This is a genomic window from uncultured Thiodictyon sp. (assembly GCF_903946935.1).
Taxonomy (GTDB): domain Bacteria; phylum Pseudomonadota; class Gammaproteobacteria; order Chromatiales; family Chromatiaceae; genus Thiodictyon.
The window spans coordinates 1-13537 of record NZ_CAJAXH010000156.1 but is presented as its reverse complement, the minus strand read 5'-3'; the positions used below and the strand labels follow the sequence as shown (position 1 = coordinate 13537).

Annotated in this window: 12 protein-coding genes and 1 riboswitch; of the genes, 11 read left to right on the top strand and 1 reads right to left on the bottom strand. The window is 62.5% G+C overall.

Annotated features, from left to right (window positions below; all coding sequences use genetic code 11):
* The first annotated feature begins 371 nt into the window (after positions 1–371).
* The 11 genes from metK (at position 372) to QZX93_RS13930 (ending at position 12198) form a co-directional block, all read left to right on the top strand.
* Positions 372–1562, top strand: coding sequence for a methionine adenosyltransferase (metK, locus tag QZX93_RS13980; RefSeq protein WP_295388270.1), 1191 nt, complete (start codon positions 372–374; stop codon positions 1560–1562).
* Between the two features lie 187 nt (positions 1563–1749).
* A riboswitch (S-adenosyl-L-homocysteine riboswitch) is annotated at positions 1750–1847 on the top strand.
* Between the two features lie 21 nt (positions 1848–1868).
* A complete protein-coding gene (gene ahcY / locus QZX93_RS13975) occupies positions 1869–3275 on the top strand; it encodes an adenosylhomocysteinase (protein ID WP_295388267.1) in 1407 nt (468 codons plus the stop codon).
* A 175-nt stretch (positions 3276–3450) separates the two neighbouring features.
* Complete coding sequence (metF, locus tag QZX93_RS13970; RefSeq protein ID WP_295388265.1) at positions 3451–4302, top strand: methylenetetrahydrofolate reductase [NAD(P)H]; 852 nt, start codon at positions 3451–3453, stop codon at positions 4300–4302.
* A gap of 187 nt (positions 4303–4489) precedes the next feature.
* Complete coding sequence (locus tag QZX93_RS13965) at positions 4490–4777, top strand: hypothetical protein (protein WP_295388263.1); 288 nt, start codon at positions 4490–4492, stop codon at positions 4775–4777.
* A 70-nt stretch (positions 4778–4847) separates the two neighbouring features.
* Positions 4848–5177, top strand: coding sequence for a hypothetical protein (locus QZX93_RS13960; protein WP_295388261.1), 330 nt, complete (start codon positions 4848–4850; stop codon positions 5175–5177).
* A 1-nt stretch (position 5178) separates the two neighbouring features.
* Positions 5179–5586, top strand: a complete 408-nt coding sequence (locus QZX93_RS13955; RefSeq protein ID WP_295388258.1) for a PIN domain-containing protein — start codon at positions 5179–5181, stop codon at positions 5584–5586.
* A gap of 256 nt (positions 5587–5842) precedes the next feature.
* Positions 5843–7489 carry a site-specific DNA-methyltransferase gene (locus tag QZX93_RS13950; protein WP_295388255.1) on the top strand — a complete coding sequence of 549 codons (1647 nt, stop codon included), beginning with the start codon at positions 5843–5845 and terminating at the stop codon, positions 7487–7489.
* Complete coding sequence (locus QZX93_RS13945; RefSeq protein WP_295388253.1) at positions 7486–9984, top strand: DEAD/DEAH box helicase family protein; 2499 nt, start codon at positions 7486–7488, stop codon at positions 9982–9984. Before QZX93_RS13950 ends, QZX93_RS13945 begins: the two co-directional genes overlap by 4 nt.
* A gap of 30 nt (positions 9985–10014) precedes the next feature.
* Positions 10015–10992: an ATP-binding protein gene (locus tag QZX93_RS13940; RefSeq protein ID WP_366760378.1), complete on the top strand. Its 978-nt coding sequence runs from the start codon at positions 10015–10017 to the stop codon at positions 10990–10992.
* A gap of 303 nt (positions 10993–11295) precedes the next feature.
* Positions 11296–11619 carry an STAS-like domain-containing protein gene (locus QZX93_RS13935; protein WP_295388249.1) on the top strand — a complete coding sequence of 108 codons (324 nt, stop codon included), beginning with the start codon at positions 11296–11298 and terminating at the stop codon, positions 11617–11619.
* 165 nt (positions 11620–11784) lie between these two features.
* On the top strand, positions 11785–12198 hold the full coding sequence (locus QZX93_RS13930; RefSeq protein ID WP_295388247.1) for a hypothetical protein: 414 nt from the start codon (positions 11785–11787) through the stop codon (positions 12196–12198).
* Positions 12199–12270: 72 nt separating this feature from the next.
* On the opposite strand, the gene QZX93_RS13925 is transcribed toward QZX93_RS13930, so the two are convergent.
* Positions 12271–13359, bottom strand: coding sequence for a DUF11 domain-containing protein (locus QZX93_RS13925; protein ID WP_295388245.1), 1089 nt, complete (start codon positions 13357–13359; stop codon positions 12271–12273).
* Between the last annotated feature and the right edge of the window lie 178 nt (positions 13360–13537).

The following is a 13537-nucleotide window of genomic DNA, read 5'->3' as shown; positions in this document are numbered from 1 at the left end:
TGTGGTTTCCGGTCGCTGTTCTCGAGGCAAGCGTGAAACGGGCGCGACGCCCGTGCCTGTAACGGAGAGGAAATGCAAGTCACCTCAAGAGCCCAGGTAGTACGAGCGCGTGGCCCCAGTCACCCTAAGGATTGGCGGGGCAAGCGGGCGGCACCCGCCAGGGCTGCCTGCCGCAACCCCTGCTCCGGGCAGACCCACCCAGCAACGGCCAACGCCAGCGCCCTTCGCCGCCGCCGCCCGCTGTCAGTCGGCAACGGGGTGGTGCCTCAGGGCTGGCGTTTTGCGTCTGGGGCTAGGATCTCGGCCGGCAAGTCGTTATCCTTAGCGGCTTCGTTTGCCAGTCCCTGTCGCCAACATGCAGCTTTAAGGTCATGAACAAAGACTACATCTTCACCTCCGAGTCAGTTTCCGAGGGCCATCCCGACAAGATGGCGGACCAGATCTCCGATGCCGTGTTGGACGAAATCTACCGCCGCGACCCCAACCATACCAAGGCGCGGGTTGCCTGCGAGACCCTGGTGAAGACCGGTTTCGTCGTGCTGGCGGGTGAGATCACCCTGACCGACGCCGAGCTGAAGATCGACTACGAGCGGGTCGTGCGCGAGACGGTCAACGACATCGGCTACGACAACTCTGACGTTGGCTTCGACGGTCACACCTGCGGCGTGCTGGTGGCCTTGGGCGAGCAGTCCCGCGACATCAATCAGGGCGTGGACCGCGAGACCGAGGAGGCCCAGGGGGCCGGCGACCAGGGACTCATGTTCGGCTATGCCACCAATGAGACGGATCTGCTGATGCCGGCGCCGATCGACTACGCCCACCGGCTGTGCAAGCGGCAGGCCGAGGTGCGCAAGAACGGCACCCTGCCGTGGCTGCGTCCGGATGCCAAATCGCAGATCACCATCCGCTATGTGGACGGCAAGCCGGTGGCGATCCAGGCCGTGGTGCTGTCCACCCAGCACAGCCCGGACGTGAGTCTGGCCACGCTGCAGGAGGCGGTGATGGAGGAGATCATCAAGCCGGTGCTGGGCGATACCGGCTGGCTCAAGGCCGAGACCAAATATCACATCAACCCGACCGGTAAGTTCGTGATCGGCGGCCCCGTGGGCGATTGCGGGCTGACCGGGCGCAAGATCATCGTCGACACCTACGGCGGCATGGCCCGTCACGGCGGCGGCGCCTTCTCCGGCAAGGACCCGTCCAAGGTCGATCGTTCCGCGGCCTATGCCGGGCGCTATGTGGCCAAGAACCTGGTTGCCGCCGGTCTGGCGGACAAGCTGGAGATCCAGGTCTCCTACGCCATCGGCGTGGCCGAGCCGACCTCGGTGTCGATCGACACCTTCGGCACCGCCAATGTCAGCGAGCACCGGATCATCGAACTGATCCACGAGCACTTCGATCTGCGCCCCTACGGGATCATCCGCATGCTCGACCTGGGCAACAAGGATCTCATCAAGTACCGCACCACCGCCGCCTATGGCCACTTCGGTCGCAGCGAGCCGGGCTTTACCTGGGAGCGCACCGACAAGGCCGAGGCCCTGCGCGCGGCGGCTGGGCTCTAGGGGAACTTCGGTCCGCAAATGAACGCAAATGAACGCAAATTAAGAAGGGATGCGGCTGGCTGGTGACGGCACAACGCCGATCCTAAGCTGGTCGGGCCAGCGGGCTGCTCTCGTAGCCAGGCTGTCCCTCAAAATTAATTTGCGTTCATTTGCGTTCATTTGCGGACAAAAAATTCTTCCAAACCTCGCTACCGAGGAGCGCTGCGACCTGGGTGTCCCATCATTATGGGGCGATTCAGGCCAGGCTCGGCGGTGGGGTCGACCTCACAACGGCGCTCACTCACGTTTAACTCCGGAGCTAAACCCATGAGTGAGTTTACCGATTACAAAGTAGCGGATATGTCCTTGGCCGCCTGGGGCCGCAAGGAAATGCGCATCGCTGAGACCGAGATGCCGGGGCTGATGGCCCTGCGCCAGAAGTTCGGTCAGACCAAGCCGCTGGCCGGCGCCCGGGTCACCGGCAGCCTGCACATGACCATCCAGACCGCGGTCCTCATCGAGACCTTGGTCGAGCTGGGCGCCCAGGTCCGCTGGGCCTCCTGCAACATCTTCTCCACCCAAGACCATGCCGCCGCCGCCATCGCCGCCGCCGGCATCCCGGTCTATGCCTGGAAGGGCGAGACCCTGGAAGAGTACTGGTGGTGTACCGAGCAGGTCCTGAATTGGCCCGATGGTGCCGGCCCCAACATGATCCTGGACGACGGCGGCGACGCCACCCTGCTGGTCCACAAGGGTGTGGAATACGAGAAGGCCGGTAAGGTCCCCGCCCCCACGGCGGACGACAACGAGGAATGGACTGCCATCCTCGGCCTCCTGGCCCGCACCTTCGAGCGCGATCCCGAGCATTGGCACAAGGCCGCGGCGGCCATCAAGGGTGTCACCGAGGAGACCACCACCGGCGTACATCGTCTCTATGAGATGGCCAATGCCGGCACCCTGCTGTTCCCCGGCATGAACGTGAACGACTCGGTGACCAAGTCCAAGTTCGACAACCTCTATGGTTGCCGCGAGTCATTGGTCGATGGCATCAAGCGCGCCACCGACGTCATGATCGCCGGCAAGATCGGCATGGTCTGCGGCTATGGCGACGTGGGCAAGGGCTGCGCCCAGTCACTGCGCGGCCTGGGCGCCACCGTGTGGGTCTCCGAGATCGATCCGATCTGCGCCCTGCAGGCGGCGATGGAAGGCTTCCGCGTCGTGACCATGGAAGAGGCCGCCCCGCTGGCCGACATCTTCGTCACCGCCACCGGTAACCTGGGCATCATCACCCACGACCACATGGCCGCCATGAAGGATCAGGCCATCGTCTGCAATATCGGTCACTTCGACAATGAGATCGATGTGTCCGGCATCAGCAAGTACCAGTGGGAAGAGATCAAGCCCCAGGTCGATCACATCATCTTCCCGGACGGCAAGCGGATCATCCTGCTGGCCCAGGGGCGTCTGGTGAACCTGGGTTGTGCCACCGGCCACCCGAGCTTCGTGATGTCCGCCAGCTTCACCAATCAGGTGCTGGCCCAGATCGAGCTCTATGCCGACACCGCCAAGTATCCGATCGGGGTCTACATCCTGCCCAAGAGCCTGGATGAAGAGGTCGCGCGGCTGCACATCGGCAAGATCGGCGCCCATCTGACCACCCTGAGCAAGACCCAGGCGGACTATATCGGCGTGTCGGTGGATGGGCCCTATAAGCCGGACCATTACCGCTACTAATAGGACGTTCCGCCGCAGCCCCGAAGGGGCGCGACATACCAGCCCAGGGCAACGCCCTGGGTGTCAGGTATAACGGAAACTAGCCCTGAAAGGGCGTGACATCAGGCACAGCGCCCGATGTCATGCCGTTTCAGGGCTAGGCCCATTAGCGATATTATCCCAGGGCCGCGCCAACATGACCGACCATCTCCCACTCAGCTTCAGCTTTGAGCTCTTCCCGCCCAAGACTCCGGAGGGCAGTGCGAAGCTCAAGACCGTCATCGCCGACCTGGCGGCCCGCGAGCCCGAATTCTTCTCCGTCACCTATGGTGCCGGTGGCTCGACCCGTGAGGGGACCTTCGAGACCGTCGACTGGCTGCGCAGCCAGGGCATCGACACCGCCCCGCATCTCGCCTGCATCGGCTCCAATCAGGACGAGGTCCGTGCGCTGCTCAATCGCTATCGCGACCAGGGCATCCGCCGCATCGTCGCCCTGCGTGGCGACCTGCCCTCCGGTACCGGCACCGGGACGTCCGGCGACTTCCGGTATGCCAATGAGCTGGTGGAATTCATCCGCGCCGAGCATGGTGCCGATTTTCACATCGAGGTCGCCGCCTACCCCGAATACCATCCCCAGGCGCCCTCGGCGATGCGCGACCTGGAGCACTTCAAGCGCAAGGTCGAGGCCGGGGCCGACTCCGCCATCACCCAATATTTTTATAACGCCGACGCCTATTTCGCCTTCGTCGACAGCGTGCGTGCCCTGGGGATTGGCATCCCCATCGTGCCCGGCATCATGCCCATCACCAATTACACCCAGTTGGCCCGCTTCTCCGATGCCTGTGGGGCCGAGATCCCCCGCTGGGCGCGGCGCCGCTTGGAGGGCTATGGTGACGACCTGGAGTCCATCCGCGCCTTCGGTCATGAAGTGGGCCTGCGCCTGTGCCGCAACCTGCTGGCCGGCGGCGCCCCGGGCCTGCACTTCTACACCATGAACCAGTCCGGCCCCACGCTGCGGCTGTGGGACGATTTGGGGCTGACGGCCTGACGGCCTGAGGGCGCTTCCAGCGCCGCCTCCGCTCTCGTGACACCGCTCCGCGGTGTCACGCCTGTGTCAGGCGCTGCGCGCCGCGAACGCCAGTAAACAGAGGGATCATTCATTCTCGACTCTGGGGGTTCCTTGCCGGCCGCAAGGCGCGGTGCTAACGTGCCGTCGAACAAGACGAAGACGCGAGGTGATCGTGGTTCCGACCTTACACCGCTCAACTGTCAAGGTGATTGGCGCCAAAGGCCAGATTTCGCTTGGCAAACAGTATGCGGGCCGACAAGTGCTGGTCGAGGAGCAGGAGCCTGGCGTCTGGCTGGTGCGCACCGTGACGGTCGTGCCGGACAACGAACGCTGGTTGCATCTGCCCCAGGCTGCATCCGATCTGGAGCAAGCATTGGCCTGGGCGACGACCAACCCGCCGGACGATGCCAATACTGAGCAGTTTTTGAAAGAGCTTGCCGATGGGCGCGGATAAGATTGAAGCGCTCGTCCGGCTCGACCTCAACAGTCCCAGTTTTAGATAACAGCAGCGAGGTGATCGGGCCATGATGAACACGATTCGGGCAACCCTCTCTCCAGCGGGTACCCTGTCTTTCGACGACCCGGTGCGTATTACCGCACCTGTGCGGGTGCTGGTGACCCTGCTCGACGAACAACCAAGTCCGGTGCGACTGACCGCGGCGCCGGTCGCTGCCGATGTCCCGGCAGCATCGGAAAGCTCGAATACACGAATGACCGATCAGGCGCGAGCCAATGTCTGGAACCATTTGCTCGCCCTGCGTCAGCAGGCGATCGAGAAGGGAATGCCGCTGCTGGACTGGGACCAGATCCATGAGGAGGTGCGCGAACGTCGGGGTGGTCGGCGTGATGACTAAGGTGCTGACCTATGTGGATGCCAACGTACTGATCGCCGCCTTTCGCGCCCAAGGTGCCCAGAGTGCCGCCGCGATTGCGGTTCTACGCGATCCCCAACGCGACATACTCGTCAGCGACGCGCTGTGGCTGGAGACCATGCCCAAGGCGCAATACCATCGCCAGTTCCACGAGTGCGCCTTTTATGAAGGTATATTTTCGCTCGCCAAGGCGCGGGTTGCCTGGACTGATGCGGTGCTGAAAGCCGCTTGTGAGCTTGCTTTGCGTTACGGTTTGGCCGCCATGGATGCGGTGCATGTCGCTGGCGCCATGAGTGCGGGGGCCGATGAACTTGTCACGGGCGAAGATTGGAACAAGCCGATGCTGCAGGTTAAGGAGTTGCGGGTGATCTCACTGAGGCCGCGTCCATAGCTTGTGTCTGACTCCTGAAGCCCTGGCCGATGAGCCGCGGCTGCGCGGTTGGGCCTTGATCATCGTTCCGGCTACTGGAGGTCGAGGCTTTAGCCGGTCCGGCGCGCAGGCGCCACTGATTTCTCTTGGATACTTCGGGAACCGCCACCGGCTAAAGCCTCGACCTCCGGTTGCGGATGAACCGCCGCGGGCCGCAACGATGATCAAGGCCAATCGAAGCGTTCGTTTTATGCCGCTCACCACAGCAAGTAGACATATGGCCGATAAATATCAGGAATATAGCAAGGACGAACTGATCCGGCTGCTGCGCGAGCGCGACCGCCGGCCGCGCTTCGGCCTGTCGTGGGAACGCGACCTGATCGACCATGATCGGTCAGTGAATGGCGATTTCGTCGCCTTGGACCTGGTCCCCGAGTTATCGCAGGGAACACCCCCGTTCGGCAATCTGGTCATCGAGGGCGACAATTTCGACGCCTTGCGCAGCCTGCGTATGACCCATGCCGGGCGCGTGAAGTGCATCTATATCGATCCGCCCTACAATACCGGCAACCGCGACTTCATCTATAACGACCGATTTATTGATCGCGAAGACAGTTTTCGGCACAGCAAATGGCTGGAGTTCATGTATCGGCGTCTGGAACTGGCGCGGGAGTTGTTAGCCGAGGACGGTTCCATCTGGGTATCGATCGATGAAAACGAGATATTTCACCTGGGGATGCTGATGGATCAGGTGTTTGGCGAGGGGAATCGCATCGCGACCTGTATCTGGCAGAAGGCATATGCCCCAAAGAACAGCGCCCTCCACTTCTCTGGCGATCATGAGTATCTCTTGGTCTATGCGCTCAATGGTGAGCGCTGGCGCCCAAACCCGATGCCGCGCACGGCGGCGCAAGACAAGAGTTACAAGAACGTGGACAACGATCCGCGCGGAATCTGGAAATCCTCTGATCTTTCGGCACGCAATCCCTACAGCCTCGGCACCTATCCGATTACCTGCCCTTCCGGGCGACTCATCCCGGGTCCGCCATCAGGGCGCTATTGGGTGGTTTCGGAGCAAAAATTCAAGGAACTGGACGCCGACAACCGCATTTGGTGGGGCAAGGATGGAAACAACGTGCCAGCCTTCAAGCGCTTTCTTTCAGATGTGAAGGACGGAGTGGTTCCGCAGACCCTATGGAAATATGAAGAGGTCGGGCATACCCAGGATGCCAAGAAGGAGCTGCTGGATATCCTCCAATTTGAGGATTCGGCAGCGGTATTTTCAACGCCCAAGCCATTGCGCCTGCTCGATCGTGTCCTTCATATCGCCAGCAAATCCGACGACCTGATCCTGGACTTCTTTGCCGGTTCCGGCACCACCGCCCAGGCGGTGCTCAAACTGAATGCCGAGGACGGCGGCAACCGCCGTTTTATCCTGGTCTCAAACACCGAGGCGACGGCCGACGAACCGGACAAGAACCTCTGCCGCGACGTCTGCGCCGAGCGGGTGCGCCGGGTCATGACCGGTTATCGCAACCGCAAGGGCGAGGAGGTCCCCGGTCTGGGCGGCAGCTTTGCCTATCTCAGAACCCGCCGCATCCCGACGGAGCGCCTGTTTCGTGCCGTGCAACACGACCAAATCTGGACCGCGCTGCAACTGATTCATGGCGACACGCTATCGCCCTATGATCCGGAGGCACCGCTACAGCGATTGGCGCTCAATGCGTCCAAGGTCATCTATCTGCCCAGCATCAGCGAGGCAGCGGTTGAGGCGGTACAGACCGCGCTGCAGGGTGCCGCCCAGGTGGTCGTCTATTCCTGGCAGGCCCCACTGCTGGCGCAGCGCATCGACGATGCCCGCGCCAGCTTCGAGCCGATCCCCGAATATCTGGTCAACCGCTTCGGTGCAGGGACGGCGCAATGAATGCCATCGCACCCAAGCGCTATCAAGAGGAGGCCGTCGATCAGGCACTGGCGATCTTCCGCCATGCGGAGGATCAGATCCGACAGGCGCCGGACCTCAAAGAGCGGCGTATTGCCAGTGCCTATAACGGCTGCGTCCTGCTGGAGGCCCCGACCGGTTCGGGTAAGACCCTGATGGCGGGGATGATCGCGGAGGCCTTCAGCCGACATGGGCGGGACGGCAATGCACGCATCGTCTGGTTCTGGTTTACCCCCTTCGCCGGACTGGTGGACCAGGCGCGGGGTGCATTGAAGAAGGATTTTCCCGGCCTGCGTTTGCGTGACATCCAGATCGACCGGATCACCCGCAATGCCCGCAGCGGCGATTGCTTCGTGACCACCTGGGCCGCGGTGGCGGCCAACAACAAGGAGACACGGCGGGTACGCAAGGGTGGGGATAGCACACTGGCCCTGGACGAGTTCATCGCGCAGTTGCGCCAGGACGGTTTCCGCATCGGGGCCGTGGTGGACGAGGCGCACCACACCTTTTTCACGACATCCAGCGAGGCGGTGCGATTCTATAATGACGTCTTGGTGCCCGACTTTACGCTGTTGGTTACCGCGACCCCGAACGACCGGGATGTCGAGCGGTTCAAGCAGGCAAGCGGGATCAAAGAGGTCCACCGCAACGCGGTGAGCCGCCGCTCCGCGGTGGAGGCGGGTCTGATCAAAGAGGGCGTCAGATCGGTGGCCTTTCTCGCCGGCCCGCAGCAGCAGGCCCTGGTCAATTTCGCAGAGACCGCCTTGCGGGAGGCTTGGGGGATGCATCAGCGCATCGCGCGAGAGCTAACCGCGGCGGGTATCGATCTGGTGCCTCTGATGCTGGTGCAGGTGGGCAATAGCGACCAGGCAGTCGCCCAGGCCCGCGCTTTTCTCACTGGCCTGGGGGTACACGAGGCGCGCATCGCCTCCTATACCGCCAAGGAGCCAAGCAACGATCTGCTGGCCGTGGCCCTGGACGAACAGTTCGAGGTGCTGATCTTCAAAATGGCGGTGGCCCTGGGGTTCGACGCCCCGCGTGCCTTTGTGCTGGCCTCTCTGCGCGGGGCCAAGGATACCGATTTTGGCATTCAGGTGGTCGGGCGCATCCTGCGGGTTCATCGCCGGCTGCAACCCGCGACCCTGGAGAAGACCCTCCCCGTCGGCCTGCGCTATGGCTATGTCTACCTGGCGGACGCGGACAATCAGGGAGGGCTCGTCAGCGCCGGGGAGCGGATCAACGCTATCCGCGATGAATTGGCCAAGATTTGCCCCGCGACCAGCGTCTTCCGGGTGGCTGGAGAGGCCCAGGTCCAAGTAGCGCTGAACGGCCAGGGGCGCCTGTTTCGGGTCGCCATCGACACGCCTGACTTCACACAAGATCCTGATGGGGAAAGCGTGGCCGGCACCGACCAGGCGGAACCGTTGATCGGCGGGGCCTATCCGTTGCCGGCGATGCTCGATCTGTTTGGCGACGGACCCGCGGCCATGCTCGCCAATGGGCGGTCTATCAAGCAGCCGCTGGCCCAGAATCAACCGATGGCATCCCCACCGCCCGGGCGCCACCCCTTGCGCGGGGATGCGCAGCCGCGGCTTAAGACCGAGCGGATGCCGATCTCCACCGCGGACCTGCTCCAATGCATCGCGGCGCATATCGGCTTCGATGATACGGTGATCAATGCGGGGCTGCGGGTCAGCGTGACTGTTACCCGTCAGACGGTCGATCTCTTTGAGGGTACCGCGGCACTGGAAGAAGCGAAGGCGCATCTTGAGACCAAGGCCCTGGCGGAAAAGGCGCAGTTGGAGTTGTTCCACTTCGGCTGCTTGCATCCCGCGGAACTCTTCCAGGCCTTGCTCGGGCGGCTGCGCACTGAGTTCAGGCACCGTGGACTGTCGGATGACGAGCAGACCCTGGAGCGGGCGCTGAATCTGATCATGGCGACCCAGCCCGCGCTGTTGCGCCGGGCGGAGCGGGAGTGCGCCGGCACGTTCAAGGAGGTCATCGATACGGCATCCTGGCCGGCAACCATCGAAGCGGCGCCAGGGGCGGAGGTGTCGCGGCTCAATGTCTATGGGGTCGTGCCGATCGGCCTGAATACACTAGAGTTGGGCGTTGCCCGGCTGCTGGACGGCGATCTTTCCGGGACCGTCGCCTATTGGTATCGCAACGAGCCGCACAAGCCTTGGTCGGTCGCCATCGTGCTTCCCAGCGGCGCCCAGTTTTTTCCTGATTTCATCGTCAAAGTCAATGGCCGCAGCCGCGGCGATGGCTGTGTGCTGATTGAGACGAAGGGCGATTACCTTCTCAATAGCCAAGATACCATCGCGAAGGTCAATGCAGAGCACAAATTCTATGGTCCAGCGCTGTTCCTGAAGCAGGATACCCAGGGTCGCTTCATGACCGTCAGCTATTTCGAGAAGGCGGGCCGCTGCGAGGAGGATCAGGTCTTCCGGTTGGAAAATTTAGTGGGACATTGAACCAACGATGAACGCGATGGTTATCAAGTCGTGATTTGCCTTCCCGCATTTCTGTCTGCCCGCTCCTGCGCAGAAACCATCAGGGTCTGTCAAAGCATCCAGGATGCCGAGGATGAGGTGGTCATTGATGCCAGTGGCGTCCGATTCGTCGATCCTTTCGGACTGACCCTACTTGGCGCCAGTTTCCAGGAGTTGAGTGATTGGGGGCAGAGAGTCATCGTCTGTGGACTCAGCTCCGATGTTGGCGGCTATCTGCAAAGGATGGATCTGTTTACGGGCGTGGAATTACGCGATTGCGCACCCGTCAGGACGCGACGACACAACAGGCAGGATGCGCTGGTCGAACTGACCTGCATCGTCGACAAGAACGCCGCCAGCGATGCGGCGGGACGATTGACGAGCGCCTTGATTGGCGCGGTTCCGGGCATTGATCGCAACGAGGCCCCGGATTTGATGACGGGTCGGACTCAGGCGGATCGGCTTGGCATGCCAATTCAGTATGTTTTGAGCGAGCTGCTCGAAAATGCCCTAAGCCACGCGCGGCGGGCGGGGCGCCAAGGCGCGCGGGTCTGGGTCGCCGGGCAATATTACCCAGCCAGCGACTTGGTCAGACTGGCAGTCACGGACAATGGTTGTGGCTTTTTAGCGACCCTGAAGAGCCACCCTAACCTCAGAAATCAGACCCACCGCGACGCAATCTTGACTGCAATACAGCCCAGGGTAAGCTGTAACAGGGACGTTGGGCTTAGGGCGGACACGGAAAATGAGGGTGTCGGCTTGACGATGGTGGTACGCATTGCGCGAAGCGCGGGTGGCAAGGCGCTCATCGTCAGTGGCGACGCCTACCACGACCCGGCGGCGGCCGGCGGCTTGCTTCGTGGGGGCGCGTTCTGGCAAGGGGTAACCATCGCCTTGGAACTGCGGCGGGATCGCCTCGGCAGCATACGCATCGCCGAATTGCTGCCAACGCTTGAAGGCATGGCGCGCGTCCCTCTTCGGTTCGAATAGAGTTGCCATGGATTTCGTAGGCTTGCGCCTTTTCCTGCGCGGTGGGTGAGGGGGCTGGGGTTTGCTCAAACTCTGCGCAAGACCCGCTGAGGACCCGTGGCCCCAAACGCCTGGTCCCTAGCAGCCTGTCGGACTTGATGGCGTAACCGATTGATTAAACAGGAAAACGACTTTTTGGCGCAAAAGAGGAAACTCTTTGCATTCAATCGGTTGCATCACTAAGTCCGACAGCCTGCTAGGCATCGCTTAAGGATCTGAAAACGTCGGTTTACTTTTTCCGGGTCACGACCCCATGATGTCGCCATGAATAACACTGCACACCGCACCCACCTGACGTTGAGCACCCGGGCTAAGGGTCGCCTCGCGGCCGTACGCTCGGCTGCCCTGCCGGTCAGGGAGGAGGCCGAGGGCGTGCTGGCGCAAGGCCGTGAGGTGGTCTTGGATTTCGCGGCGATCGAGGTCACTCAGTCCTTTATCGACGAGTTGGTGGGGGCCTTGATCCTGCGACACGGCCCCGCGATCCTTGAGCGTGTCGTTTTTAAGAACTGCTCGGACGATACCCGCGCCATCATCGAGTTCGTCGCGACCGATCGTTGCGACCAGTGGTCGCGGTCCCATGCGCACTGATCTATCGGCGAAAGCGACGCACTGCCGCACTGGGGTGCGGCGCCCCCAGAGTCGCGGCGCTTTGCGCCTTATGGCTCAGTGGCCGGAACGATGATCAAGGCCGGCGTGGAAGCTCATCAAGGTCCAGAGAATCCTTGTTCCTCGATGAAGATGCAGGAGTAATGTATGAAACGTGGGCTGGCAATTGTGCTTGCGGCGCTGCTCGGTGGCTGCGCGCCTGAGCCTCGCCCCAATACGCCATCCGGGAATCTGGAAATCACCGTGACGCGCGTCGGGTTGAGCTGCGCGCGTGAGGTCATGGCGAACGCGATTGCGGACTATGGCTACCCAGTCCAGTCGACCAAAGACGGTCGCATCATTGCGAGCCGTGTGGGCCCAACGGACCGGATGGAAGAACGTGCGACGATTCTTTTCCTCCCCGAGCCGGACAGCGATGCACTGAAGATCCTCATCTACGGCAATCTGGTGACGCGTCCCGGCACGCCTTTCGTGTCCTTCCTGCCGGTCAATCCCACGCCAGCGCAGCAGGATTATTTCGATGCCGTGAAGCCAAAGATACTGAGTCAATGCGGCCTGTAAACATAAAAAAGGCCGCCCCAGATGACTGGGGCGGCCTGATGGGCTGGATGTTGAATACTGGATCGCCTGGGCTTACCGCGCCCTGGTCGTGGCGGTCGCCTGGTCGTTGGCCGGGTCCGTATCGGGGGTCGCCGTGCTCACCTGCACCGAACCGGACAAGGTCCCCGCGACGCTCGGCACCACCGTGAACTTCATTTCCTTGGATTTGCCGACGCCGATGTTGCCCAGATTGCAGGCCAGGGTGTCGGTCCCGGTCGCGGTGCAGCGGCCTGAGCCTTCTACCTTGGTTACCGGGACGCCCGCCGGCAATTGCGCTGTCAGTATGGTTCCACTCGCGGTAACCGTGCCCTTGTTCTTGACCTTCGCGGTATAGACGACCGGCTTGCCGACGCGGGCCGGATCGGGTTCGTCGATCAGGGTCACGGACAGATCGGCACCGTCCGTCGGGGTCGGAGTCGGCGTCGGAGTGGGGGGCGGAGTCGGGATCGGCGCCGGGTTCACGGTCGTCACCGCGGTCGCGCTGTTGTCCGCCGCATTGAGCTCGGTGGCCGTGCTGGCCGCACTGGCTGAATTGCTGACGGCCCCTGCTGCGGTCGGCTGGACCACGAGCGTCACGGTCGCCGTCGCACCAGGCGCCAAGTCGCCTAAGGCGCAACTGACGTTGGACGTGCCGGTGCAACTGCCGCTGCTGGCGCTGACCGAAGCAAAGGTCAGGTTGGCCGGCAAGGCATCGGTCACCGTCGCCGCGGTGGCGCTCTGGTTGCCGTTATTGACCACCGTGATGGTGTAGGTGAGGTTGGCGCCGACCTCGACTGGGTCTGGCGCATCGGTCACCGTCAGGGCTAAATCGGCGCCTTGCGGCGGCTGCGGCGCGGGCGGCGGCGTGGTCGCGTGACCGCAGGGCGGCGCCGGCTGGGCGCCTGAGAGGCTGCCGGTCGGCGTCAATACGAACGCCTCGGTCGCGCCGTTATGGGTTCCCCAACCGGCGATCAGGCCGGCATCGTTGATGCTTTGGGCAGCGTCGATGCTGTCCCCCGCCGCCAGGTTGGACACCAGCGTATTGAGTTCGTAACGCGCCCCCTGCGTATAGATGAAGCCCATGCCGCCGAAGCTTACCTCGCCGCCCACCACGGTGCCGGCGGTATTGATGCCCTGCGCCATACCGCATCCCAGGTCAGTGACTGCGCCGTTATCGTAGAGCTGAAGTTTCCTACTTTTGATAGGCAGCCTTGGTCATGATGCCGCCTATGCTATTCCCAGTTCCTGCCCTTGAGCGCGTGTGCCGCACATCGGCGCGCCGGCCGGATGGTCGGAACGGTTAACGGTGACTGAGGTCGGT